General features: G+C 57.0%; 24 protein-coding genes. 8 read left to right on the top strand and 16 right to left on the bottom strand.

What is annotated here, in order from left to right; genetic code table 11:
• Positions 1 to 36: 36 nt before the first annotated feature.
• The 11 genes from purD to JQR90_RS14825 form a co-directional block, all read right to left on the bottom strand.
• The gene (gene purD / locus JQR90_RS14875; RefSeq protein ID WP_286790144.1) at positions 37 to 1,320 is read right to left on the bottom strand and encodes a phosphoribosylamine--glycine ligase; all 1,284 of its coding nucleotides are present in this window, start codon (positions 1,318 to 1,320) and stop codon (positions 37 to 39) included.
• Positions 1,321 to 1,443: 123 nt separating this feature from the next.
• Positions 1,444 to 3,051 (bottom strand): bifunctional phosphoribosylaminoimidazolecarboxamide formyltransferase/IMP cyclohydrolase, encoded by a 1,608-nt coding sequence (purH, locus tag JQR90_RS14870; RefSeq protein WP_010795430.1) that lies wholly within the window; start codon positions 3,049 to 3,051, stop codon positions 1,444 to 1,446.
• 79 nt (positions 3,052 to 3,130) lie between these two features.
• On the bottom strand, positions 3,131 to 3,451 hold the full coding sequence (fis, locus tag JQR90_RS14865; RefSeq protein WP_010795429.1) for a DNA-binding transcriptional regulator Fis: 321 nt from the start codon (positions 3,449 to 3,451) through the stop codon (positions 3,131 to 3,133).
• Complete coding sequence (gene dusB, locus JQR90_RS14860; protein ID WP_010795428.1) at positions 3,448 to 4,443, bottom strand: tRNA dihydrouridine synthase DusB; 996 nt, start codon at positions 4,441 to 4,443, stop codon at positions 3,448 to 3,450. Before dusB ends, fis begins: the two co-directional genes overlap by 4 nt.
• Positions 4,444 to 4,621: 178 nt before the next feature.
• Positions 4,622 to 5,899, bottom strand: coding sequence for a DUF3426 domain-containing protein (locus JQR90_RS14855; protein ID WP_010795427.1), 1,278 nt, complete (start codon positions 5,897 to 5,899; stop codon positions 4,622 to 4,624).
• Between the two features lie 106 nt (positions 5,900 to 6,005).
• Positions 6,006 to 6,881 carry a 50S ribosomal protein L11 methyltransferase gene (gene prmA / locus JQR90_RS14850; protein ID WP_010795426.1) on the bottom strand — a complete coding sequence of 292 codons (876 nt, stop codon included), beginning with the start codon at positions 6,879 to 6,881 and terminating at the stop codon, positions 6,006 to 6,008.
• An 80-nt stretch (positions 6,882 to 6,961) separates the two neighbouring features.
• Positions 6,962 to 8,308 carry an acetyl-CoA carboxylase biotin carboxylase subunit gene (gene accC, locus JQR90_RS14845; RefSeq protein ID WP_010795425.1) on the bottom strand — a complete coding sequence of 449 codons (1,347 nt, stop codon included), beginning with the start codon at positions 8,306 to 8,308 and terminating at the stop codon, positions 6,962 to 6,964.
• A gap of 16 nt (positions 8,309 to 8,324) precedes the next feature.
• Positions 8,325 to 8,780: an acetyl-CoA carboxylase biotin carboxyl carrier protein gene (accB, locus tag JQR90_RS14840; RefSeq protein WP_010795424.1), complete on the bottom strand. Its 456-nt coding sequence runs from the start codon at positions 8,778 to 8,780 to the stop codon at positions 8,325 to 8,327.
• An 87-nt stretch (positions 8,781 to 8,867) separates the two neighbouring features.
• Positions 8,868 to 9,320 carry a type II 3-dehydroquinate dehydratase gene (gene aroQ / locus JQR90_RS14835; protein WP_010795423.1) on the bottom strand — a complete coding sequence of 151 codons (453 nt, stop codon included), beginning with the start codon at positions 9,318 to 9,320 and terminating at the stop codon, positions 8,868 to 8,870.
• A 124-nt stretch (positions 9,321 to 9,444) separates the two neighbouring features.
• On the bottom strand, positions 9,445 to 11,226 hold the full coding sequence (locus tag JQR90_RS14830; RefSeq protein ID WP_073449457.1) for a protein-disulfide reductase DsbD: 1,782 nt from the start codon (positions 11,224 to 11,226) through the stop codon (positions 9,445 to 9,447).
• A 90-nt stretch (positions 11,227 to 11,316) separates the two neighbouring features.
• On the bottom strand, positions 11,317 to 12,945 hold the full coding sequence (locus tag JQR90_RS14825; protein WP_010795421.1) for a response regulator: 1,629 nt from the start codon (positions 12,943 to 12,945) through the stop codon (positions 11,317 to 11,319).
• A 208-nt stretch (positions 12,946 to 13,153) separates the two neighbouring features.
• Here JQR90_RS14825 and JQR90_RS14820 point away from each other — a divergent pair, with 208 nt between their 5' ends.
• The 4 genes from JQR90_RS14820 to speA all read left to right on the top strand — a co-directional run bounded on the left by JQR90_RS14820 (position 13,154) and on the right by speA (position 17,904).
• Entirely contained in the window at positions 13,154 to 14,209 is a 1,056-nt protein-coding gene (locus tag JQR90_RS14820) for a DUF2333 family protein (protein WP_010795420.1), read from the top strand.
• A gap of 137 nt (positions 14,210 to 14,346) precedes the next feature.
• Entirely contained in the window at positions 14,347 to 15,336 is a 990-nt protein-coding gene (locus tag JQR90_RS14815; protein ID WP_010795419.1) for an aldo/keto reductase, read from the top strand.
• A 188-nt stretch (positions 15,337 to 15,524) separates the two neighbouring features.
• Positions 15,525 to 15,896: a translation initiation factor Sui1 gene (locus JQR90_RS14810; RefSeq protein WP_010795418.1), complete on the top strand. Its 372-nt coding sequence runs from the start codon at positions 15,525 to 15,527 to the stop codon at positions 15,894 to 15,896.
• A gap of 94 nt (positions 15,897 to 15,990) precedes the next feature.
• Positions 15,991 to 17,904: an arginine decarboxylase gene (gene speA, locus JQR90_RS14805; protein WP_434140087.1), complete on the top strand. Its 1,914-nt coding sequence runs from the start codon at positions 15,991 to 15,993 to the stop codon at positions 17,902 to 17,904.
• A gap of 34 nt (positions 17,905 to 17,938) precedes the next feature.
• On the opposite strand, the gene mtgA is transcribed toward speA, so the two are convergent.
• On the bottom strand, positions 17,939 to 18,634 hold the full coding sequence (mtgA, locus tag JQR90_RS14800; RefSeq protein ID WP_434140086.1) for a monofunctional biosynthetic peptidoglycan transglycosylase: 696 nt from the start codon (positions 18,632 to 18,634) through the stop codon (positions 17,939 to 17,941).
• A gap of 67 nt (positions 18,635 to 18,701) precedes the next feature.
• Here mtgA and JQR90_RS14795 point away from each other — a divergent pair, with 67 nt between their 5' ends.
• The 4 genes from JQR90_RS14795 to trmB all read left to right on the top strand — a co-directional run bounded on the left by JQR90_RS14795 (position 18,702) and on the right by trmB (position 20,948).
• Entirely contained in the window at positions 18,702 to 19,073 is a 372-nt protein-coding gene (locus JQR90_RS14795; protein WP_074824961.1) for a DUF423 domain-containing protein, read from the top strand.
• A 76-nt stretch (positions 19,074 to 19,149) separates the two neighbouring features.
• Entirely contained in the window at positions 19,150 to 19,350 is a 201-nt protein-coding gene (gene thiS / locus JQR90_RS14790; protein ID WP_010795414.1) for a sulfur carrier protein ThiS, read from the top strand.
• Positions 19,351 to 19,368: 18 nt separating this feature from the next.
• Complete coding sequence (locus JQR90_RS14785; RefSeq protein WP_074824958.1) at positions 19,369 to 20,163, top strand: thiazole synthase; 795 nt, start codon at positions 19,369 to 19,371, stop codon at positions 20,161 to 20,163.
• 113 nt (positions 20,164 to 20,276) lie between these two features.
• Entirely contained in the window at positions 20,277 to 20,948 is a 672-nt protein-coding gene (trmB, locus tag JQR90_RS14780; RefSeq protein ID WP_219653295.1) for a tRNA (guanosine(46)-N7)-methyltransferase TrmB, read from the top strand.
• A gap of 42 nt (positions 20,949 to 20,990) precedes the next feature.
• Here trmB and JQR90_RS14775 read toward each other — a convergent pair whose 3' ends face one another.
• The 4 genes from JQR90_RS14775 to metW form a co-directional block, all read right to left on the bottom strand.
• On the bottom strand, positions 20,991 to 21,314 hold the full coding sequence (locus JQR90_RS14775) for a DUF3392 family protein (protein ID WP_122041877.1): 324 nt from the start codon (positions 21,312 to 21,314) through the stop codon (positions 20,991 to 20,993).
• A gap of 13 nt (positions 21,315 to 21,327) precedes the next feature.
• Positions 21,328 to 22,485, bottom strand: coding sequence for a radical SAM family heme chaperone HemW (gene hemW, locus JQR90_RS14770; protein WP_434140085.1), 1,158 nt, complete (start codon positions 22,483 to 22,485; stop codon positions 21,328 to 21,330).
• On the bottom strand, positions 22,482 to 23,075 hold the full coding sequence (gene rdgB, locus JQR90_RS14765; RefSeq protein WP_019364339.1) for an RdgB/HAM1 family non-canonical purine NTP pyrophosphatase: 594 nt from the start codon (positions 23,073 to 23,075) through the stop codon (positions 22,482 to 22,484). The genes hemW and rdgB overlap by 4 nt, the downstream gene beginning before the upstream one ends.
• A 130-nt stretch (positions 23,076 to 23,205) precedes the next feature.
• Positions 23,206 to 23,805 carry a methionine biosynthesis protein MetW gene (gene metW / locus JQR90_RS14760; RefSeq protein WP_010795408.1) on the bottom strand — a complete coding sequence of 200 codons (600 nt, stop codon included), beginning with the start codon at positions 23,803 to 23,805 and terminating at the stop codon, positions 23,206 to 23,208.
• Positions 23,806 to 23,809: the final 4 nt, after the last annotated feature.

Here is a 23,809-nt window from a genome sequence, read left to right as displayed (position 1 = left end):
TGCTGCCGGACATCTTCATGACGTCCGGCAGTGGTATTAGCTGCGTTCGCGAGCTATCGCACGATAACCGATGTCGTTGCGGTAGAAGCAGCCGTTCCAGTTGATCTGTCTGGCTAGGGCATAGGCATTCTGCTGTGCCTGAGCCACGGAGTCACCTAGTGCCGTGGCGCACAGGACGCGGCCACCACTGGTCACGACCTGATCTTGGGCTAATGCTGTGCCAGCATGAAAGACCTTGCCGTCGGCAGTGACTGCCTGTTCCAGGCCGGAAATGACGTCTCCCTTGGCGTAATCTCCAGGGTAGCCACCTGCTGCCAGTACGACACCCAGGCTGGGTCGAGGATCCCACTGGGCATCAGCCGTATCCAGCTGCTCAGCCAGCGCTGCCTCGACCAGTGCTACCAGACTGGATTGCAGGCGCAGCATGATCGGCTGCGTTTCAGGATCGCCAAAGCGGCAGTTGAACTCGATGACCTTGGGAGCGCCGTTCTTGTCGATCATCAGGCCAGCGTACAGAAAACCGGTATAGACATGACCTTCAGCCGCCATACCCTGTACCGTGGGATAGATTACTTCATCCATGATGCGCTGATGGATATCAGTAGTGACCACCGGAGCGGGTGAGTACGCACCCATGCCGCCGGTATTCGGGCCGGTGTCTGCATCGCCTACACGCTTGTGATCCTGACTGGTCGCCATGGGCAGTACGTTATGGCCGTCGACCATGACGATAAAGCTGGCCTCTTCGCCCTCCAGGAACTCCTCGATAACAACACGAGCACCCGCATCGCCAAAGGCATTGCCTGACAGCATGTCACGTACGGCAGCCTCAGCTTCTTCAAGCGTCATGGCGACGATTACACCCTTGCCTGCAGCAAGGCCGTCGGCCTTGACTACGATAGGTGCGCCCTTTTCACGCAGGTAGGCAAGGGCAGGCTCAATTTCAGTAAAGTTCTGGTATGCCGCTGTAGGAATCTGGTGGCGGGCCAGGAAATCCTTGGTGAAGGCCTTGGATCCTTCCAGCTGGGCAGCGCCTGCCGTAGGGCCGAAGCACTTCAGGCCACGTGAGTGAAACAGGTCTACGACGCCTTTTACCAGAGGGGCTTCTGGTCCGACGATTGTCAGGGCAACGTTTTTTTCGGCAAAGTCCGCCAGTTGCTCTAGGGCCAGAACATCAATAGCGACGTTTTCACATTTATCTTCGATGGCCGTACCCGCATTACCCGGCGCAACGAATACCTTTTCAACGCGAGGATCCTGTGCCGCCTTCCAGGCCAGCGCGTGTTCTCGTCCGCCGCTGCCAATGATCAATACATTCATGTTCGCTCCTTCTAGGGCTCATGCCGGCCAGGGCATGAGCCCGCAGTGATGCAAGATGTCCAGAGCCTCTCGTCTGCGCAGTGGCAGATCAAGGCTCCGGACAATACGGCAAAGCCGGTTTGATTAGTGACGGAAATGACGCATGCCGGTAAAGACCATGGCCATGCCTGCTTCATCGGCAGCCGCAATGACTTCCGCGTCACGCATCGAGCCGCCGGGTTGAATCACGGCGGTAATGCCGGCCTTGGCAGCATTGTCGATGCCGTCACGGAAGGGGAAGAAGGCATCGGATGCCATGACGGCTCCTTGTACGGCCAGTCCGGCATGTTCGGCCTTGATGGCAGCGATGCGGGCAGAGTTGACGCGGCTCATCTGGCCAGCTCCTACGCCTACGGTCTGACGATGCTTGGCATAAACGATGGCGTTGGACTTCACAAATTTGGCGACTTTCCAGGCGAACAGCAGGTCTTGGATTTCCTGCTCACTGGGCGCGCGCTGAGTAACGATTTTGAGATCGGCCTGAGTGATCATACCGATGTCGCGGCTCTGTACCAGCAGGCCACCGTTTACTCGCTTGAAGTCCCAGCCGCCCACGCGTTCGGTGCTCCATTCGCCGCATTCCAGCAGTCGAACATTGGCTTTGGCTGCGATGATCTCGCGAGCGGCAGCTGATACCTTGGGTGCAATGATGACTTCGACGAACTGGCGCTCGACAATCGCCTTGGCCGTTTCGCCATCCAGCTCGCGGTTGAAAGCGATGATGCCGCCAAAGGCAGACTCGCTATCAGTGGCATATGCCAGGTCATAGGCCTTGCGAATGCCGCCATCCTCTTCGGAGGCTACCGCAACGCCACAGGGATTGGCATGTTTGACGATAACACAGGCTGGAGCATCAAAGCTCTTTACGCACTCCAGGGCTGCATCGGTGTCAGCCACATTATTAAAGGAAAGCTCCTTGCCTTGAAGCTGGGTCGCCGTGGCGACACTCGCCTCCTGGGGCTTGCCTTCTACATAGAAAGCAGCGCTCTGATGCGGATTTTCGCCGTAGCGCATCTCTTGCGCCTTGATGAACTGGGTATTGAAGGTACGGGGAAAGCTGCCGCGGCCCTGGGTGGATAATACTTCAGCCGTCTGGTCAATCGTGCCCAGGTAATTGGCAATCATGCCGTCATAGGCTGATGTATGTTCGAACGCTTTGAGGGCCAGATCGAAACGCTGTGCATAGGTCATGCCGCCATGCTTGAGGCTTTCGATGATCTGAGCGTAATCGCCGGCATTGACGACGATAGCAACGTCCTTATGATTTTTCGCGGCTGAGCGAACCATGGTCGGACCGCCAATATCGATATTCTCGATGGCAGTCGGCAGGTCGCAGTCTGGCTTGGCTACAGTTGCCTCGAAGGGGTAGAGGTTAACGGCTACCAGATCAATCGGCTGGATGCCGCGCTGACCCATGACGCCATCATCCGTACCGCGGCGACCCAGAATGCCACCATGAATCTTGGGATGCAGCGTCTTGACGCGACCGTCCATCATTTCTGGAAAGCCGGTGTAATCCGCCACCTCCACTGCCGGGACATTATTGTCGCGCAGCAATTTATAGGTGCCGCCAGTCGAAAGAATCTCGACACCTAATGCTGCAAGCTCTCGGGCAAAATCAACGACGCCAGTCTTGTCGGAGACGCTGATCAGCGCACGGCGAACGGGAAGGCGGGCGGTTTGGTCTGTCATCACAAAGTCCATCGGTCAGGCGAGAGGAAGGGCTGTCCAGAACCGGACCTTGCTCGACCGGCTCTGGACATCATGAGAATCAGAGCAGATCGTATTGCTTGAGCTTTTTGCGCAGGGTGCCGCGATTCAAGCCGAGCATCTCAGACGCCTTGGTCTGGTTGCCCTTGACGTAATTCATTACGCTTTCCAGCAAGGGGGCTTCGACTTCACACAACACCATGTTGTAGACATCGGTAACCGGCTGGCCGTCCAGGTGAGCGAAATAGTTGCGAAGCGCCTTTTCAACGCTGTCTCGCAGGGTCTGGCCTTCCTGCAGCGGTGCCGTCAGGTGCTGCTTCAGATTGGCATTGTCGCTCACAGGCGTGATTCCAGTCATAGAGTTATCGGTCAACGAAGTCATGCCACTTCCTTCCCATCAGATGGGCACTGCGCGAAAAAGGCGCAAATGCTGGCGTGTTGTGCGTCCATATCTTGGAGACGGTTGAACTGAGCGCGAAAGTCCTGAGCGCCAGGAAGAGCTGAAAGATACCAGCCTACGTGCTTGCGAGCGATCCGTACGCCCATTTCGGGGCCGTAGAAACCATGCAACTCGGACAAATGGCCCAGCAGGATCTGTTCCACTTCGCCAAGGGTCGGTGCCGGCAGATGCTGGCCTGTACGCAGGTAATTATCGATCTCTCGGAAGATCCAGGGTCTCCCTTGCGCCGCACGGCCAATCAGCAGGGCATCGGCACCGGTATGGTCCAGCACGTAGCGAGCCTTTTCCGGTGAGTCGATGTCACCGTTGGCAAAAATCGGAATGGAAACCGCCTGCTTGATTTCAGCGATGGTGTCGTATTCCGCTGTCCCGGTATACAGATCGGCCCGCGTCCGTCCGTGCACGGAGAGTGCCGCAATACCGGCCTGCTCTGCAATGCGGGCAATCGTCACGCCATTGCGGTGTTCACGGTCCCAACCTGTACGGATCTTGAGCGTGACGGGCACGTCAACGGCGGCTACGACGGCATCCAGGATATCGGCTACCAGCGCTTCATCTTTCATCAGCGCCGAACCGGCTGCCTTGTTGCAGACCTTTTTAGCCGGGCAACCCATATTGATGTCGATGATCTGTGCACCCAGCTCGACATTGCGCTGTGCCGCTTCAGCCAGCATGGCTGGATCGCCGCCGGCAATCTGCACCGAGCGCGGCTCGGCCTCACCGTCGTGAATCAGGCGTAGCCGTGACTTGCGGCTGTTATACAGACGAACGTCGCTGGTTACCATTTCCGATACGACCAGACCTGCACCAAGCTGACGACACAGCTGGCGGAATGGGCGATCAGTCACCCCGGCCATTGGCGCGAGGATCAGTGGGTTGGGCAATGTATATGGGCCGATGCGTACCATCGACATGAGTTTCCCTGGCCGAAATTACCTTATCCAATAGCAACTGCAGGCGCTTTGGAGGTACGGGTGTACTGGAAAAGGGTCGGCAATGATACCCGCTCGCCGTGTCCGGATAAAGGCTGAATTGAACAAAAACTGAACAGTTCAGCCTGGCCCGGACACCTTTGCCATGTTGGAGTGTTTTTTACTCGGGCGAATGAAAGCTGAGGCTGTAATTTACAGCTCGGCTGCCTGGATCAAGAATGTCCAGCGAGATATGAATAGGTGTCTGCGGTGGCATCTCGGTCTGTCCTTTCAATTCGCCGCCCAGGTATTCCCACGGCTTGAACCGACGGCTGGCAATGAGCTGCCCATTCAGGTCGGCAAAGCGCAGTTCCAGAAGCGGGAAGGGCTGTGAGAACGTTGCCCGGTTATACAGGATCGCATCGACCTGTAGCGCGCCTGAAAATTCTGGGTGACTGCGTACAACCAGGTTGCTGCTACGGATCTGTTTTACATCGACCTTGGACGGAACCTTGCAGTCCGCCCACGCGCAGAACTGAACAAACCAGGGGCGATACTGGTCTTGACGCGCCAGCTCGTCGAAATGAAAGCCAACGTACTGAGCAAATAGACCAAACAGGGCAACCAGATTCAACAGCACCCAGCCGAGCCGCTTGGCCCACTGCTTCTTCGGCGGTTGCCAGTCGAGCTGCAATGGCTCGTCATGAAGGTCGAGCAACGTGTCGTTACGCAGAGCGGGCTCGGCACGTACAGGCGTGGCTTCCCGGTCAGAGGGCGCCGTGTCGCCCACATGAGGTTCGGCCGCTTCGATAGACTGATCGTGATTGTCCTTCTCGTCAGCCCTCAGGGATGATTCAAGCTCGGGCTCGTCTGCCTCATTCGAGGCATGCAGCCCTAGCGAGGGCTCTTCATGAGCATGATCTTCCTCGATGGTGTCGAGCGTTAAAGTCGGTTCCTGGCGCTGCTCGTTGTCAGATTCTGCACTTTCCTCGCGCAGCAGGGCCTCAGCCCAGCTTTCATCATAAACCGGTGTGGTTTTCGAGGCGGGTTTCTGCTGTCCAAATGTTGGCAGGGGAGGAAGGCGTTGCGCCGACTCCATGGCGTCCAGCTTGGCCAGCTCTTCATCCAGGTCAAGCCCGTCCAGATCCAGGTCATCATGGATCAATAGAGTGTCCGAAGGGTGCTTGGGCAGTGCTTCGGCGGCATCTGAAACATGGCTGATAGACTGGGGCTGCGTCGAAGGTGACTGAGCCATAGGGGGCGCAGGCTGAATGACGACGGCTGTCGACTCGATGACGGGCTTGAGCGGTGTCGGCAATCCTTCGAGATGCTGAGTGGCATCGAAGATTTCAAGGCAGGCGCCGCAACGCACGTTGCCTTGGGCAATCGCCAAATGCTCCTGCTTGACTCGAAAGCGAGTACTGCAATGCGGGCATTGAGTGACGTAGGTTTCAGTCATTATGGCGATCTGGTCTGGTCCTGCGGAAAAGCCGACTAGTTTACTCTAACGCTCAAGGCTGAAAAGTGGCTCGTTGAAGCCACTTTTTTGCCGCACGTCGTTCATCTTAGCGTTTTATGCCCGTAATTCTGATCCAGCCTTCGCGCTCGGCCGTAGGATCCAGCTCGAAATCGGCACTGTAGGCGGCGCGTACCTCTTCCGCCTGCTCCGCCAGAATGCCGGACAAGGCCAGTCGGCCGCCCGATTTTACCAGGCGGCTCAATTGTGGCGCGAGGCTTACAAGCGGGCCGGCCAGGATATTGGCAACAACGACATCAGCCGGTTCGTCCGGCATGTCGGCTGGCAGGTAGACCGGGAAGCGGGCTGGGTCAACGCCGTTTCGATTGGCATTGTCGCGAGAGGCCTCAAGCGCCTGTACGTCGATATCCGTTCCTACGGCACGCGTTGCGCCCAGCAGCAGTGCCGCGATGGCCAGAATGCCCGAGCCGCAGCCAAAATCGATAACCTGATAGCCTTCAAGTGGCTGTCCATCCAGCCATTCGAGGCACAGTGCAGTGGTGGGGTGCGTCCCCGTACCGAAAGCAAGCCCGGGATCCAGATGCAGGTTGACTGCACCCGGCTCGGGCGCTTCATGCCAGCTGGGTACGATCCAGAGGCGCTGACCAAAGCGCATGGGGTGGAAGTTATCCATCCAGCTGCGTTCCCAGTCCTGATCCTCGATATGCTCGATATGAAAATCAGCGCCGGTACCTGCAATAAGTGTCAGGTGTTTCGCCAGGTCCTGCTCATTGATATCTGACTCGAACAGGGCCAGCAGATGCGTCTTGCTCCAAAGAGGCGTTGTGCCCAGGTCCGGCTCGAAAATGGGCTGGTCTTCTGCATCCATGAATGTCACGGAAACAGCACCCAGGCCGAGCAGGGCGTCTTCATAGGGCTCTGCCTGATCAGGGGTAATGGCGAGTCGGACTTGCAGCCACGGCATGGCGAAACCTTTCAAATACGTAAATGGGTAGTTTAAAAAGCAACGGGCCGCATGTGCGGCCCGGGCTTCAAGCAAGGCTATTAGTGTTTCAAGCCTAGCTTCTTCTCCAGATAATGGATGTTCACACCGCCTTTGCTAAAGGCTTCATCGCGTGTAAGCATGCGATGCAGGTCGGCATTGGTTTTGATGCCATCGACAATCAGTTCATCCAGCGCGTTACGCATGCGGGCCATGGCCTCGTCACGGTCACGTCCCCAGGTGATCAGCTTAGCGATCAGCGAGTCGTAGTTCGGCGGAACCTTGTAACCGCTGTACAGGTGCGAATCGACCCGTACGCCATTGCCGCCCGGCGCGTGGAAGTGCTTGACCAAACCAGGCGAGGGCATGAAGGTCTTGGGGTCTTCCGCGTTGATCCGGCACTCGATGGCGTGTCCGGTGATCTTGATGTCTTCCTGTTTGATCGACAGCTTGTTGCCAGCGGCGATGCTCAGCATCTCCTTGACGATGTCGACACCGGTAATCATCTCGGTAACCGGGTGCTCCACCTGAACACGTGTGTTCATTTCGATGAAGTAGAAACGGCCGTCCTCATAGAGGAACTCGAACGTACCGGCACCGCGGTAACCGATCTCAACGCAGGCCTGAACGCAGCGGGCGAGTACTTCGGCACGTGCCTTTTCGTCGATCTGCGGGGCAGGTGCTTCTTCAATGACTTTCTGGTGACGACGTTGCAGCGAGCAGTCGCGGTCGAACAGGTGAACGGCATTGCCCTGGCCATCGGACAGAACCTGAACTTCCACGTGACGCGGGTTGCCCAGAAACTTTTCCAAATAAACCGTAGAGTTGCCAAACGCAGCGCCTGCTTCGGTCTGAGTCATGCTGATGGACTTGATCAGCTCGGACTCTTCGTAAACAACGCGCATGCCACGGCCACCGCCGCCGCCAGCCGCCTTGATGATGACCGGGTAGCCCACTTCGCGTGCAATACGCAGGCACTCGGCTTCGTCGGTTGGCATCGCGCCATCGGAGCCGGGAACCGTGGGTACGCCTGCCTTTTTCATCGCATCCTTCGCGGAGACCTTGTCGCCCATTAGGCGGATCACGTCTGCGGTCGGACCGACAAAGGTAAAGCCGGAGCGCTCGACCTGCTCGGCAAAGTCGGCATTTTCTGCCAGGAAGCCGTAGCCAGGGTGAATAGCGGTGGCGCCGGTAACTTCAGCTGCGCTGATGATGGCCGGGATGTTCAGGTAAGACTGAGGAGACGGGGCGGGGCCGATGCAGACCGATTCGTCGGCCAGGGACAAGTGCATCAACTCACGATCAGCGGTGGAGTGTACGGCCACCGTCTTGATGCCCAACTCCTTGCAGGCACGAACCACACGCAGGGCAATTTCCCCGCGGTTGGCGATCAGGACTTTTTCCAGCATCGCGGACTCCTGTCGATCAGACAATGGTGAACAGCGGCTGGTCAAACTCAACCGGCTGGCCGTTTTCGACCAGGACAGCGCCGATGGTACCGCTGGTTTCGGCTTCGATGTGGTTCATCATTTTCATGGCTTCAACGATGCAGACGATATCGCCTTTTTTCACGGCCTGACCCACTTCGGCGAAAGGCGCGGAGGTAGGAGAGGAGGCGCGATAGAAAGTGCCTACCATGGGCGAGCGAACCACGTTGCCTGTCAGTTGTTGCGCAGCGGGTGCTTCGGCAGCCGGGGCAGCAACCGGAGCGGGTGCAGCAGCCGGGGCAGCGACGGGCGGAGCAGCGTAGACAGCAGTCTGTACAGCACGCTGACTCTGACGGCTGATGCGAACGGATTCTTCGCCTTCACGGATCTCCAGTTCGTCGATTCCGGATTCTTCCAGCAGTTCGATCAGCTTCTTGACTTTACGAATGTCCATTAACGTTGGCACTCCCCTAAGGTCTGTTACGTTTAAGTTTTTGTCGGGCACATCGAGGTGTCGATTCAATGCCCGGTTATGCAGCGGCTAGGCGTTCTGTGCCTTGCCTGTCATTTCGATTGCAGCGTCAAGCGCCATGCGATAACCGCTGGCACCGAGACCGCAGATCACCCCTACGGCAACGTCTGAAAAGTAGGAGTGATGACGAAAGGGTTCTCGCTTGTGCACGTTTGAAAGATGCACCTCGATGAATGGGATGCTCACAGCCAGCAATGCGTCACGTAGCGCAACGCTGGTGTGAGTGAAGGCAGCAGGATTGATCACAATAAAATCCACGCCTTCATGACGAGCGGCATGGATTCGTTCGATCAGTTGGTGCTCGGCATTGCTCTGGAAATAGTCCAGTGTATGTCCGGCCGCTTCCGCGCGACACTTGAGATCCTGGTTGATTTCATCCAGCGTGACCGCGCCGTAGACGCCCGGCTCGCGGGTGCCCAGCAGATTCAGGTTGGGTCCATGCAGGACCAGCAGCGTAGCCATGACGACATCCTTCAACAGGCAAAGCGATGGCCGCGGACTATGCCGCATTGCTCGCTGACTGTCCAGTCGCCCGATGTTTGCTGTAAATGCCAGCACGTTGGGCGAAATTTTATCTAATTGGGGGTTATAAGGTTTCTTGAGCGCGTTCGAGGTGTTTGGCAAACGCATCTGCGCCGATTTCACCAATGACCCTCAGGTCTTGGGCTTCCTGTCCCTTGCGATCAAAAAACTGGATCGCGGGCGGGCCAAAGAGGTGGTAACGATCCAGAAGAGCACGCTGTTGTGCGTTGCTGGCCGTAATGTCGAAGCGTATCAGACGAAAGGCAGTCAGCCGGGCCATGATGGCAGGATCGTTGAACACTTCACGCTCGATTACCTTGCAGCTGATGCACCAGTCGGCATACCAGTCGAGCAGAAGGGGTTGCCCCGCATCCTTTGCGGCCTTCAAGGCAGCATCCAGTTCGGCGGGCGTACTGACCGTCTGCCAATTCGAGGCGCTGGTACTGCTAGACAGGGTGGCAGGAGATGAGGTCATTGTGAGCGGGCGAAGCGGATCTGAGCGGCCTTGCAGCGCACCAATCCATGCCGCTACGGCATAGACCAGCAAGGCCAGTCCCAAAAGCTGAGCCAGCTTTTGACGGGGAGTCTTGGGTGTCAACTCCAAGGCTCCAAGGAACAGCCCGGTTCCGCCGGCCAGCAAGCCCCATAGGGCCAATGCCACAGGGCCGGGCAGCAAGCGTTCCAGCATCCAGACGGCTACTCCGAGGAGCAGAACGCCAAAGGCGTTTCGTACACCCACCATCCAGGCACCGGATTTGGGTAGGAGAGCCCCACCGCCTGTAGCAAAAAGAATAAGTGGAGTACCCATCCCCAAGCCCAGAGCAAACAGCTTGAGTCCACCGCCTAACGCATCACCACTGCTGCTGATGTAGAGCAATGCACCCGCCAGTGGCGCCGAGACACACGGCGATACCAACAGGCTGGAAAGAACGCCCAGCGTGGCTGCACCTAGTACGGAGCCGCCCTTCGCGCCACTGGCCAGGCGGTCGACTGGGTTTCGGATAAAGGCGGGCAGGCGAAGCTCGAACAGTCCAAACATGGCCAGTGCAAAGGCTACGAAGAATGCAGCAAAGGGAACGAGCACCCAGGCCGACTGCAGACGTGCCTGCAGATTGAGGCTTGCGCCAAAAAGCCCCATCAGCGAGCCCAGGAGGGCAAAGCACCCTGCCATGTGCACGACATACACCAGAGAAAGAAATAACCCGCGGCCTGCTGTATGAGAGCTTCTGTCCCGACCGTGAAGCAGGACTGAAGACATGATAGGCAGCATGGGCAGTACGCAAGGGGTAAAGGTCAACCCCAGGCCTGCCAGGAAAAACAGGAGCATGTCACGCCAGTGCCATGCGGTTTCGACTGTCGTTGAAGAGGGCACGGTAGCGGGTAAGGCAGAGGCATCACCCAATGCGATCTGCTTGGTTTCCGGCGGGTAACACAGCCCCTTGTCCGCGCAGCCCTGGTAGGTAATGAACAGCTGTCCGGATGCTCCTGCCTGGGCCAGCGGGACCTCGATATCCACTACATGATGATAAACCTGTACATCGCCGAACCACTCATCATGCTTGGGTTCTCCAGCCGGTAAGACAATGTCCTGTGTCAGGCCCTCTGGTTGTGTGCTGAATTGAAAGCGATGCCGATACAGGTAATAGCCGTCTGCAATAATGAAACGCAGCACCTGTTTATCAGGAGTGGATTCGAGCTGCTCCAGCCGGAACGCCTGGTCAACAGGTAGAAAGTCGCTGGCGTTACTTGAAGCGCCAAGAGTCGATGCAGGACGGTTACCGTCAAACAGGCCGGCAGAGACGGGCGGGGCGATAATCAGCAAAAGCAGAAATAACAGGCGGCGCATGACACTCTCGGCAGGTGAAACTCCCGGCCATGATACCGAAAGCGTTCGCCGCTAGCCCTCAGGAATTGTCTCCATATGCGTGATGGATTGTCAGGCTGACGGCTGGGGCTGATAGATTTCCACGCGGTTACGCCCACCGCGCTTGGCCTGATAAAGCGCCTCATCAGCCTGCCTGGCCAGGCTCTTGATGTCCTGGTCGGGCTGCAACTGTGCAACCCCTGCGCTGAACGTGCAGAAGAGGCTTTCCTGCTGGGCTGGATAGCAAATTTCTGAAAACCGTTTGCGGATTTCATCGATCAGTCGCAGGGCATTCTGGCTATCGGTGTCCTGCAGCACCACGGCGAACTCCTCGCCACCGTAACGGCCGATATGATCGGTCTTGCGCAGGCGCTGTTTCAGAAACAGGGCCAGGCTCTTGATTACGCGATCCCCCATAGGATGGCCATATTGATCGTTCACTTTTTTGAAGTGATCGATATCGAGCATGACAAACGACAGGCTTTTGCTGCGTCGGCGAGCCAGAAAACTCGCGTCCTCCAGGAGCTGCAAAATGTGGGTATGGTTATACAGACCTGTCAGACTGTCCTGAACGATGCGCGCTTTGAGGTTACGTGCCCTGGCGGCGCGTGTACGCACGGTGGCGATCAAGTGGCGGGGTTTGATCGGCTTGGTCAAAAAATCATCGCCGCCTTCGCTCATGGCATCCAGCTGCTTGTCCAGATCACCTTCAGCCGAAAGGTAGATAATCGGGACGCTTACATAGCGCTCATGCTGACGGATGACCTTGGCCAGCTCCGTCCCCATGCATTCCGGCATATACATGTCCAGAATGATCAGGTCCGGGTTGAACTCGGCAAGATGCGGCATCACGGCAGTCGGGTTGAGCAGGGTGCGCGTCACAATACCAGCGCTATTCAGGGACATTTCCGTGTGCATCGCCTGAGCGCGCGAGTCGTCGACGATCAGGGCGCGGATCGGGTCGTAATAGGCGACGCGGGTCAGCGTTTCGACCTTTTCAAGCAGGTGCGAGGCATCCAGGGTGCCGGTATAGAACTCGTGGCCACCCGCGCGTACGGCTGCCAGACGCATGGCGGTATCGGCTTCCTCATGGCTGAAGAACAGCACTGGCAGCTTGATAGTCAGGTTCGCCTGGATTTCGGCTGTCAGCTGAAGACCTGCGCCCGGGCCGTTGAAATCCACTTCCATGATGAGCACTGCCGGGTGGCGCTCGGAAATAGCCTGGCGGAATGTGACTGCGTCTTCGAAGATATGAATCGTGACGCCAAAGTACTCCATTTGCAGGGCCAGGCGCTCAGAGCGCTCCCGATCCTGCAGGGCAATATAAATAGGCTTGCGCAACGGGGGCAGGTTGGTGCTTTCCAGCTGATCGCCATGGCGTAAGCCAGTGCGAGACAAGCTTTGCATGAGCTGGCTCAGTTCTGAAATCGTTGTACTGGTCAGGCGTCCCCGGTTGGCCTCGACGGCCAAAAGACAGCCAGCAATCCGTTCTGCCAGCTGGTTGTGCTCCTGCTGATCGAATCGCTGGGCATAGCGCAGGAGGCGATTGTTGGCCTCGGTCAGCTCTTCCAGGCTTGCCGTACTCCACTCCACACGATGCAGGCGTTGCCAGATTTCCAGAACATGTCTGGCCTGGGTGATGACCCTTTGGGCAAAATGGTTCTTGATACGGTCCAGTGAAGGATCGTCATGCTCGCTCATGGTAGTCCGGCTCGTCCTGAGTAAAGATCGGTGGCGATAGGCCATCACTAAAGCCTACCAGCATCGCCTTGCTAGGTCATCGGCTCAGGATCGAGCAACATTAGGACCAAGAGCTGAACGGCTTATGTACACTACCGAGCGTACTTAATCGGCAACCCCTTGTCATAGACGTGGTCGAACGCTGGAGTCGACTATAAGGAATAACATCATGCTGGACTGGAAGAATCGTACAAGCAGTTGGAGGCGGCGGACAGACGGCGCTTCGGCTGTTGGCGGCCGCCCCTGGCTGCGCGCCGTGGCTATCATCATCGGCCTTTATCTGCTCGTGATGTTTATCCTGAGTTGGTACTGGAGCCGCGAGCCGGACCGCTTTCCTGTCCAGCAGCATGCCCAGGAAGCGGCGGCTGCCGCTCAACGCAAACTGGCCCTGGGTTATACCACGGTAGAGACACTCAAGATGGTGGCGGGCACTTTGCTCGACAAGCCAGGCGGCTATCTGTCCAACGATGTTGCGCCCCCTGGTCTCTGGCTCGACAACATGCCTTCCTGGGAATACGGCGTCCTGGTGCAGGTACGTGATCTTTCCCGTGCGCTGCGCAAGGACTTTGCCCGCTCTCAGTCTCAGTCAACGGAAGATGTTGATTTGGCCAAGGCCGAGCCACACTTCAACTTTGACAACCGTAGCTGGGCGATGCCGTCTTCGGAGTCTGAATATCGTGCGGGTATTCGCTCCCTTGACCTTTACTTGGCGCGTCTGGGTGGGCAGGAGCAGCAGCGTGCGCTCTTTTACGCGCGTGCCGATAACCTGCGTAACTGGCTGGGCGACGTAGAGACTCGCCTGGGGTCCCTGTCACAACGGCTCTCCGCCAGTGTGGGCCGCTCTCGTCTGGATGCTGACATCAATCCCAATCAGGATCTGCTCCCCGGACAGGTGCCTGAAGTTCACGAGCGTATCGTTAAAACGCCCTGGCTTCAGATAGATAACGTTTTCTACGAGGCACGCGGGCAGGCCTGGGCGCTGTCTCATATCCTGCGCGCTATCGAAGTAGATTTTGCCGATGTGCTGGCCAAGAAGAACGCAACGGTAAACGTGCGCGAAATCATTCGTGAGCTGGAGGCCGCTCAGCAGCCGGTCTGGAGCCCGATGATTCTCAATGGCAGTGGCTTCGGTATTCTGGCTAACCATTCCCTGGTGATTGCCAATTACATCTCCCGCGCCAATGCGGCAATTATCGACTTGCGCCAGCTGATGGAGCAGGGTTGATACCTCGCCTGGCTGCAGTGTTGCGCTGCAGCCAGGCAACTTTCATTGAACGGCCTGTTCAATACCTCTCCATACGCATGTCTTGCGCTTATCAGGCGTTATCAGCCTATCCACCCCTGAGCCATACAGGAGGTCTCATGTCAGTTGAAACATTGACTATTCAAGGTATATCCCGTCCCGTCAGCCGCATCGCCCTGGGTACCTGGGCGATTGGCGGCTGGATGTGGGGCGGTAGTGATGAATCCAAGGCCATCGCCACGATCCGCAGTGCAGTAGAGCGTGGTATCAATCTGATTGATACTGCGCCCGTCTATGGTTTCGGCAATTCCGAAGAGATCGTGGGCAAGGCGCTGGAAGGAATACGCGATAAAGCAGTGATTGCTACCAAGGTTGCACTGGACTGGAATGATGACGGCCCATTCCGTAACGCTACTCCGGCCCGTATCCGTCAGGAAATCGAAGACTCCCTGCGTCGCCTCAAGACCGATCACATCGACCTTTACCAGGTACATTGGCCAGACCCCTTGACGCCCATTGACGAGACTGCCCGCGAGTTGGAAAAGCTGCGCCAGGAAGGAAAAGTGCTGGCCCTGGGCGTCAGCAACTTCTCGCCTGAGCAGATGGATGCCTTTCGCGATGTTGCCCCTCTGGCAGCGGTACAGCCTCCCTATAACCTGTTCGAGCGCGATATCGAAAAGGACGTACTGTCTTATGCCAAGGATCACGGGCTGGCGGTGTTGGCTTACGGGGCACTGTGCCGCGGCCTGCTGGCCGGTAAAATGTCACCCTCGACACGGTTTGATGGGGACGATTTGCGCAAGGTCGATCCAAAGTTTCAGTCACCGCGTTTTGAGCAGTACCTTGCAGCAGTGGCCGCGCTGGAGGATTACGCCCGTGCTCGCCATGACAAGACGGTCCTGGCGCTGGCTATCCGCTGGATTCTTGATAAGGGCCCAACGATTGCGCTGTGGGGCGCACGAAAGCCCGAGCAGATCGAGGGAGTAGACGAGGCATTCGGCTGGTCCCTGAGCCAGGAGGAGCTAGACGAAATCGATAAAATTCTGACCCGACATGTGACTGATCCGGTAGGGCCGGAATTCATGGCGCCACCGACACGAAAAGGGTAATGAGCCCAGCAGCAGGTTTTCTGTGAGCCTGTCATGAAAATATCCAGCATTGACGCAAATTTGTACTTAGCATTTGCGTTCAATGCTGGTAAATTGCGCGACCTTTTGATGCGCAGCCCCTGCCAGAGTGGGGCGCTCTTGGTTGGTTCTCCAGCCTGTCGCTATCCTGACCCTGTGAGGAATGCCCGGTGGTCAAGAAAGCCTCTTCCTTTGCCGGTCTCGGCGGCCTGGTGTATTCCACCGATAGTGGTCGTCATTGCCCGGCTTGTAACAAACCTCTCGCTGACTGCCTCTGTAAGCAGGCCCCCGTGCAGGCTGGAGACGGTATTGCACGTGTTCGCCGCGAAACCAAAGGTCGTGGCGGCAAGACCGTGACCACGGTCAGTGGTGTGCCTGTGACGGCCGATGAATTGAAAGAATTGGCGAGCACACTGAAGCGGCGGTGCGGTACTGGTGGTGCGTTGAAGGATGGCGTCATCGAGATTCAGGGCGATCATGTCGACCTGCTGATTGACGAGCTGACCAAACGCGGTTTCAAAGCCAAGAAGTCCGGCGGTTAAACGAACGGTTCCACGTTCAGGCCATATCTATCCAAACTTACCGCAGCGATCTGCGGTCAACACCTTATTACCTTTCAACAGGAGAATCTGGCGGATGTCCCCACGACGTACGCGCAAAGATGACGGCAGCCAATGGACCGTAGCCGATAGCCGTAGTGTGTACGGCATTCGCCACTGGGGCGCTGGCTACTTCGCTATCAATGACATCGGCAATGTCGAAGTCCGTCCTCATGGTCCCGATGGAGAGCCCATCGACCTTCATCTACTGGTGGGGCAACTGTGCGAGGCGGGCCTTTCGCTGCCTCTATTGGTGCGCTTCCCTGACATTCTGCAAGGTCGCGTGCGGGCACTGACCGGTGCGTTCGATGCCAATATCGAGCGAATGGAATATGGTGGTCAGTACACGGCCCTGTATCCGATCAAGGTCAATCAGCAGGAAGCGGTCGTCGAGAACATTATTGCCACGCGTAATGTGTCGATCGGGCTCGAGGCTGGCTCCAAACCTGAGCTGATGGCTGTGCTGGCGCTGGCGCCCAAGGGGGGCACCATCGTTTGCAACGGTTACAAGGATCGCGAATTCATACGCCTGGCCTTGATGGGGCTCAAGCTTGGTCACAACGTCTTCATCGTGATCGAGAAGGAGTCCGAAGTCCCGCTGGTGATTGAAGAGGCGGCCGATCTCAAGGTGACTCCGCAGGTAGGTCTCCGCGTTCGCCTGTCATCGCTGGCTTCCAGCAAATGGGCCGATACCGGGGGCGAAAAGTCCAAGTTTGGCCTGTCGGCGGCACAGCTGCTGTCCGTGATCGAGCGTTTCCGCAAGGCAGGACTCGAGCAGGGGGTTCGCCTGCTACATTTCCATATGGGTTCGCAGATTGCCAATCTGGCTGACTATCGTCAGGGTTTCCGTGAGGCCATTCGGTATTACGCCGAACTGCGCGCGCTTGGATTGCCGGTCGATCATGTCGATGTGGGCGGTGGCCTGGGTGTGGACTACGACGGTACGCACTCGCGTAACGCCAGTTCCATCAATTACGACATGGATGACTATGCCGCGACGGTCGTGGGGATGCTCAAGGAGTTCTGCGATCGTCAGGGCCTTCCACATCCAAACATTTTCTCGGAAAGTGGCCGTGCCATGACTGCGCACCATGCCGTGCTGGTCATGCAGGTAACCGATGTCGAGCGCAACAACGACGCCATGCCTGATATCGAGAATTTCTCCGACAAGCCTGAAGTCGTGCAGTGGCTGGTTGAGCTGCTGGGTGATACCGATCCGGAAATGGTGACCGAGACCTATTGGCGTGCAACCCAGTACGTGAGCGAAGCCTCTGCGCAGTATGCGTCAGGTCGCCTGAGCCTGAGTGACAAGGCGCTTGCAGAGCAATGCTACTTTGCGATCTGCCGTCGACTCTACAATCAGCTCAAGGCACGCCAGCGTTCGCATCGCCAGGTGTTGGACGAACTGAACGATAAGCTGGCAGACAAGTACATCTGCAATTTCTCAGTTTTCCAGAGCTTGCCGGATACCTGGGCGATAGGGCAGATCCTGCCTATCGTACCGCTGACGCGTCTGGATGAAGAGCCGATGCGCCGCGCGGTGTTACAGGATCTGACCTGTGACTCGGACGGCAAAATCAACCATTACGTAGATGAGCAGAGTATCGAGACCAGTTTGCCGGTTCACGATGTGCGTTCGAATGAAGATTACATGTTGGGTGTATTCCTGGTAGGTGCCTATCAGGAAATCCTGGGCGATATGCATAACCTGTTTGGCGATACGGACTCGGTCAACGTCTATCAGGATGCGGATGGCACTGTGCGTCATGGTGGCATCGAGACTCATGACACCATTGAAGACATGCTTCGCTATGTGCACCTCTCGCCAGAGGAGCTGATGACCTACTACCGCGACAAGGTAGCCGGGGCAAAGCTGACTGCACGCGAGCGTACGCAGTATCTGGATGCCTTGCGTCTGGGATTGACCCGCTCGTCCTATCTCGCTGGTTGATCAAAAAAGGCCCTGGTTATTACCAGGGCCTTTTTTATTTCATGTGCAACAGGTAGTCACTACCGCCCAACTGCCGGACCTGCTGCCGTATCCAGTTGGCACGACGGCTGACGTAAGCGCTAGGATGACTTGGACTCCATTCCCTAGGGTTGGGCAGAATGGCAGCCAGCAGGCTGGCCTGTCGATCCGACAGGTACGGTGCGCCAATACCGAAATGGTGCTGCGCAGCGGCTTCAGCGCCGAAGACGCCAGAATCCCATTCAACGCTGTTGAGGTAAACCTCCAGGATGCGCTGCTTGGGCCAAAGGGTTTCAATCAGCACGGTAAACCAGGCTTCCAGGCCTTTACGTACCCAGCTACGGCCCGTCCAGAGAAATAGATTCTTGGCAACCTGCTGACTGATCGTGCTAGCTCCACGTAGGGAGCCACCGGCTTCGTTATGGCTGAAGGCCTGACGAATGGCGTCCATGTCGAAGCCCCAGTGCTCACTAAAGTGTTGATCCTCTCCTGCCACCACCGACATCTTCAGGTTGTCTGGTAGTTCACGCCATGGCCGCCAGTCCCGCTGCAGATCGATGGGCTTGCCATCGATCCAGGATTCTATCTTTCGTTCGACCATGACCATCGAGCCGGGTGGGGGCACCCAGCGAAAGAGCAACACGAGCAGTACGCTCGCAGCCATGGAGATGAGTATGTAGCGAAATAGACGGCGTAGAAGAGAGCGCACCATGCGACTTGGTCTTTAGTTATGAGCGGTCCATTATAACGATCGCTTCGATTCTGTCTGGGAGTTATCCATGCTTCGTACGTTTCTCATGCTGGCCGCCGTGTTTGGCTTTACTGGCGTCGGCCTTGGTGCATTCGCCGCCCATGGTTTGAAAGGGCGACTGTCGCCGGAGCACCTGGCTGTATTCCAGACCGGCGTGTTATATCAGCTCATACATGCCCTGGCATTGCTGGGCGTTGCCCTGCTGGCTACGCATCTGCAGGGGCGTTTGGTTAGCTTGGCCGGCGCCTTCTTCGCCATAGGGATTATTCTGTTCTCTGGCAGCCTTTATGTTCTGACATTGTCCGGTATCAGCAAGCTGGGCATCGTCACGCCTTTTGGCGGGCTCGCCTTCCTGGCAGGGTGGGTTTGTCTTGGATTGGTGGCCTGGCGTCTGGCCTAGATGACGATACAACGTTGGTCATCGTGGCAGAAGGGGCTAGAATGCAGCCCTTCATACATTTCAGACCGCTTCTGCCATGCGCATTCAATTGAACGGCGAATCTTTCGAACTTCCTGACGGTGCCACCGTGGCGGACTTGCTCGTCCGGCTTGAACTGACCGGAAAACGGGTAGCCGTGGAACGAAACCTCGATATCGTACCCCGCAGCCAGCACGCCGATACCACGCTTGTGGACGGCGATCAGCTGGAAGTGGTTCATGCTATTGGTGGCGGCTAGACCGCCGGAGAATCTGCCATGAACAGCAATCGTCAAGATACACCGCTTACCCTGGCCGGACGCACTTACCAGTCGCGTCTGCTGGTGGGCACCGGTAAATATAAGGACCTGGAAGAAACCCGTCTGGCCATCGAGGCGTCGGGGGCCGAAATCGTGACCGTTGCGGTTCGCCGGACCAATATCGGTCAGAATCCCGGTGAGCCTAATCTGTTGGATGTTATTCCACCGGATCGCTATACCATTCTGCCCAATACGGCTGGCTGCTATGACGCTGTTGAAGCTGTGCGTACCTGCCGTCTGGCGCGCGAGCTTCTTGATGGGCACTCACTGGTCAAGCTTGAGGTACTGGCGGATCAGAAAACGTTGTTCCCAAACGTCATCGAAACCTTGAAGGCCGCCGAAACCTTGGTAAAGGATGGGTTCGATGTCATGGTGTATACCAGTGATGACCCTATCATTGCCCGTCAGTTGGCGGAGATTGGCTGTATTGCGGTTATGCCGCTGGCCGGTCTGATCGGTTCCGGTCTGGGTATCTGCAATCCGTACAACCTGCGCATCATTCTGGAAGAGGCCAAGGTGCCGGTTCTGGTCGATGCCGGTGTAGGTACTGCTTCGGATGCCACCATTGCAATGGAGCTGGGATGTGATGCCGTCCTGATGAACACCGCCATTGCCCACGCCAAGGATCCTGTCCTGATGGGCGAAGCCATGAAGCACGCCATCCTGGCAGGGCGCATGGCTTATCTGGCAGGTCGCATGCCACGCAAGCTATATGCCTCCGCCTCGTCACCTCTGGAAGGTCTGATCAGCTGATCACGACGTTTCATTCCACCTTAACCTTAACGACCCGGCCTCCAGGCCGGGTCGTGCTGTCTTTGTGAATAGCCATGAGCGATCAGGAATTCGATAACGCACCCGCACGCCCAATGCGTACCATCAAAAGTTTTGTCATGCGTGCGGGACGTATGACGGAAGGTCAAAAAAAGGGGCTTGACCAAGGCTGGCCCCGCTTCGGTCTCGACCTGGATGCGGGGCTACAGGATTTCGACGCTGTGTTTGGTCGCCAAGCGCCTCGTACCTTTGAAATCGGCTTTGGTATGGGACACTCTCTACTGGAAATGGCAGCCGCAGCGCCGGAGCAGGACTTCATTGGTGTTGAGGTCCACCGTCCTGGGGTCGGCGCGTTGCTGAACGGCCTTCTGACACAGCAATTGTCCAATGTGCGTGTCTATAGCTGCGATGCCTTGGAAGTGCTTCGCCAGTGCGTGGCTGATGCAAGCCTGGATCGGGTCCTACTGTTTTTCCCGGACCCATGGCACAAGGCCCGCCACCATAAGCGTCGTATCGTTCAGCCTGAGTTTGCCGAGCTGATTCGTAGCAAGCTCAAGGTTGGGGGGGTGCTGCATATGGCAACTGACTGGGAGCCCTATGCGGAATACATGCTGGAAGTCATGAGTGTCGCGCCGGGGTATCGGAATCAGGCTTCAGATGAGCGCTATGTTCCGCGTCCCGAAGAGCGACCCATCACCAAGTTCGAGCGTAGAGGTGAGCGACTTGGGCACGGTGTCTGGGATTTGAAGTTCGAGCGTACCGAATAATAAAAAAGGCCTGACAGATGTCAGGCCTTTTTTCTGCGTATCTTAGCGTCGCTCGGCTAGAACACCCAGCAGACAAGCACCGACCAGCAAGGCGGGTGCCAGGCTGTAATTGTTGAACTGTCCTAAGCCTTTCACAACCCAGGGGGTCAGGTGGGTAGTTGCCGCGCCGTAAAGACTTACTGAAGCCGAAGCCAGAACCGGAACCCGTACAAAGGTAGGCAAACTGCCCAGGCGCTGCTTCATCCAGTTGTTGATTTCAGTGCCGAACATTACCAGCAGGGTTGAAATCAGAGCCAAGGCGATCTCGGCCAGATGACCGCGGCACCAGCGAGAAGCCTCTGCAATAAGGCTAAGTAGGTAGTCCAAGCGTCATGTCTCCTTAGTCAGACAGAAAATGCTGCAGCACATCATTCAAAAAAAGCTGCCCTCGGGACGTGGGGGCCAACCTGGTCGAATCCTTCTCAAGCAGACCTTTGCCGCGTAGCGCTTCCAGTGCCCCAGATAGGCTTTCCAAGGGCTGACCGGTTCGCTGTGTATACCGCTCACTTGAAACGCCTTCTACCAGACGCAGGGCATTCATCATGAATTCAAAGGGCAGCTCTGCTGGCGTCAGTACACGCTCACCGGCCTGGAAGTGCTTGGCAGAATCCAGATAGTCCTTGGGAAGGCGCGTCTTCCAGGTGCGAATAATCTGACCATTAGGTGCGCTCAGCTTGGCGTGGGCGCCCGCGCCAATTCCAAGGAAATCACCGAATGTCCAGTAATTCAGGTTGTGACGTGCCTGGCATCCAGGCTGGGCATAGGCCGAGGTCTCGTATTGCCGATAACCCATTTCGGCAAGTCGAGCCTGTCCCGCTTCCTGAATATCCCAGAGGATATCGTCTTCAGGTAGCTCAGGCGGCTGGCTCCAAAAGACGGTATTGGGTTCCATGGTGAGCTGATACCAGGAAATATGCGTAGGCGCGAGGGCAATCGCCTGTTCAAGATCCGCCATCGCATCGGCAACGCTCTGGTCTGGCAACCCGTGCATAAGGTCCAAATTGAAGTTATCGAACCCCGCCCGACGTGCCATTTCAGCGGCTCGAACCGCCTCGTTCTGCCCGTGGATCCGGCCCAAGGCTTTTAACTTGGCGTCCTGAAAGCTCTGGATGCCAATTGAAAGCCGGTTGATGCCGAGCTGCCGGTAGGCGGCAAACTTGTCCTGTTCGAATGTCCCTGGGTTAGCCTCAAGGGTAATTTCGATATTGGAAGCAAAGGCAACGCGGCGTTCGACGCCTTCAAGCAAGCGCCCCAGCGCCCTGGCGGAAAACAGACTGGGAGTGCCACCTCCAAAAAAGATGGAGGTCAGTGGTCGGCCATGCACATGGACAAGGTCCGCATCCAAGTCTGCCAGCAAGGCATCGACATAGGCCTCTTCAGGTAGCTCAGGCCCCGCTGCGTGCGAGTTGAAGTCGCAATAAGGACATTTACGCACGCACCACGGAATATGGATATAGGCCGACAGGGGCGGCAGTTCAAACGAGGCTGATCGAATCAAAGTCCGAGCCGCTCACGAAGAATAGTCATGGCACGGGCACGGTGGCTGATACGGTTCTTTTCCTCAGGTGCCAGCTCTGCGCTCGAGCAGTCCCGCTCGGGCACCCAGAAGAGAGGGTCATACCCAAAGCCATGCTCACCTCGGGCTTCGAAGAGGATTCGTCCCTCCCAGATCCCTTCACAAACGATAGGAAGTGGGTCATCAGCGTGGCGAACCAGGGCCAGCACACTGACAAACTGAGCGCCACGCTCGGCTTCAGGAGTGTTTTCAAGAGCTTTGAGCAGCTTTGCATTGTTCGCGGCATCGCCGCGTCCTTCTGCATAGCGTGCCGAGTAGATACCGGGCGCGCCACCCAAGGCGTCGACAGCAAGGCCGGAGTCATCGGCCAGGGCGGGCAGGCCGGATACACGCGCTGCATTACGCGCTTTGAGAATGGCGTTTTCAATAAAGGAAAGTCCAGTCTCTTCCGGTTCGACCTGACTGAATTCACCGACGGAGCGCACCTTGACGGCGTTACCCAGCATGGCTTGAAGTTCTTTAAGCTTACCGGCGTTGTGGCTGGCCAGCACCAGCTCGGACAATTGAATCATGTCGTGTCATCTCTGGTTTGAGGCGGAGACAGGCAAATGCCTGTTCGCATGATATGAAATCTGGAAAGTCGATGTACGTGATTCAGATGGCGGGTCATGACGTCATCTGAATCAGTGTGACGAACCTGTCTTACAACGACTGGCCCGTCACGCGATAAATACCGATCTCGCCCAGGAGGTTGGGCCACAGGCGGCTACCAATGCCGTGGCGGTGCTGACGGTCAACGGCCAGCCGGTCAAGCACCTTGACCTTGAGTTCATGGCACAGACGCTCGAAATCCTCAAACGTACAGAAGTGGATGTTCGGCGTGTTGTACCAGGTATAAGGCAAGAACTCCGATACCGGCATTCGCCCGTTACGGGCCAGATACCAGCGGCAGCGCCAGTGACCAAAATTCGGGAAGGTAATGATGCATTCTCTGCCTACGCGCAGCATTTCCTCGAGAATACGATCAGGATAATGCACCGCTTGCAGGGCTTGGCTCATGACAACAATGTCAAAACTGTTGCTGGCAAAATTCCCTAGCCCCTTATCCAAGTCTTGCTCAAGGACGTTTACGCCTCTGCGAATGCACTGCTTGATATTTTCGTCGTTGATCTCAAGGCCATAGCCAGTGACCTGCTTGTTTGTCTGCAGATAGGCAAGCAGCTCGCCATTACCACATCCCAGGTCAAGGACCCGGCTACCGGCGGGAATCCAGTCTTTGATGATATCCAGATCGGCACGCACGTTC

Source organism: Pseudomonas sp. JZ114, from assembly GCF_051027705.1.
In the GTDB taxonomy this organism is placed as follows: Bacteria; Pseudomonadota; Gammaproteobacteria; order Pseudomonadales; family Pseudomonadaceae; genus Chryseomonas; species Chryseomonas luteola.
Note: the sequence above shows the minus strand (reverse complement) of the source record. Positions and strands in the feature narration are given on the sequence as shown.

Coding starts and splice junctions, on each gene's coding strand:
- purD (WP_286790144.1), bottom strand. CDS start 1,320: ATGAATGTATTGATCATTGGCAGCGGCGGACGAGAACACGCGCTGGCC.
- purH (WP_010795430.1), bottom strand. CDS start 3,051: ATGACAGACCAAACCGCCCGCCTTCCCGTTCGCCGTGCGCTGATCAGC.
- fis (WP_010795429.1), bottom strand. CDS start 3,451: ATGACTTCGTTGACCGATAACTCTATGACTGGAATCACGCCTGTGAGC.
- dusB (WP_010795428.1), bottom strand. CDS start 4,443: ATGTCGATGGTACGCATCGGCCCATATACATTGCCCAACCCACTGATC.
- JQR90_RS14855 (WP_010795427.1), bottom strand. CDS start 5,899: ATGACTGAAACCTACGTCACTCAATGCCCGCATTGCAGTACTCGCTTT.
- prmA (WP_010795426.1), bottom strand. CDS start 6,881: ATGCCGTGGCTGCAAGTCCGACTCGCCATTACCCCTGATCAGGCAGAG.
- accC (WP_010795425.1), bottom strand. CDS start 8,308: ATGCTGGAAAAAGTCCTGATCGCCAACCGCGGGGAAATTGCCCTGCGT.
- accB (WP_010795424.1), bottom strand. CDS start 8,780: ATGGACATTCGTAAAGTCAAGAAGCTGATCGAACTGCTGGAAGAATCC.
- aroQ (WP_010795423.1), bottom strand. CDS start 9,320: ATGGCTACGCTGCTGGTCCTGCATGGACCCAACCTGAATCTGCTGGGC.
- JQR90_RS14830 (WP_073449457.1), bottom strand. CDS start 11,226: ATGCGCCGCCTGTTATTTCTGCTTTTGCTGATTATCGCCCCGCCCGTC.
- JQR90_RS14825 (WP_010795421.1), bottom strand. CDS start 12,945: ATGAGCGAGCATGACGATCCTTCACTGGACCGTATCAAGAACCATTTT.
- JQR90_RS14820 (WP_010795420.1), top strand. CDS start 13,154: ATGCTGGACTGGAAGAATCGTACAAGCAGTTGGAGGCGGCGGACAGAC.
- JQR90_RS14815 (WP_010795419.1), top strand. CDS start 14,347: ATGTCAGTTGAAACATTGACTATTCAAGGTATATCCCGTCCCGTCAGC.
- speA (WP_434140087.1), top strand. CDS start 15,991: ATGTCCCCACGACGTACGCGCAAAGATGACGGCAGCCAATGGACCGTA.
- mtgA (WP_434140086.1), bottom strand. CDS start 18,634: ATGGTGCGCTCTCTTCTACGCCGTCTATTTCGCTACATACTCATCTCC.
- JQR90_RS14795 (WP_074824961.1), top strand. CDS start 18,702: ATGCTTCGTACGTTTCTCATGCTGGCCGCCGTGTTTGGCTTTACTGGC.
- thiS (WP_010795414.1), top strand. CDS start 19,150: ATGCGCATTCAATTGAACGGCGAATCTTTCGAACTTCCTGACGGTGCC.
- JQR90_RS14785 (WP_074824958.1), top strand. CDS start 19,369: ATGAACAGCAATCGTCAAGATACACCGCTTACCCTGGCCGGACGCACT.
- trmB (WP_219653295.1), top strand. CDS start 20,277: ATGCGTACCATCAAAAGTTTTGTCATGCGTGCGGGACGTATGACGGAA.
- rdgB (WP_019364339.1), bottom strand. CDS start 23,075: ATGATTCAATTGTCCGAGCTGGTGCTGGCCAGCCACAACGCCGGTAAG.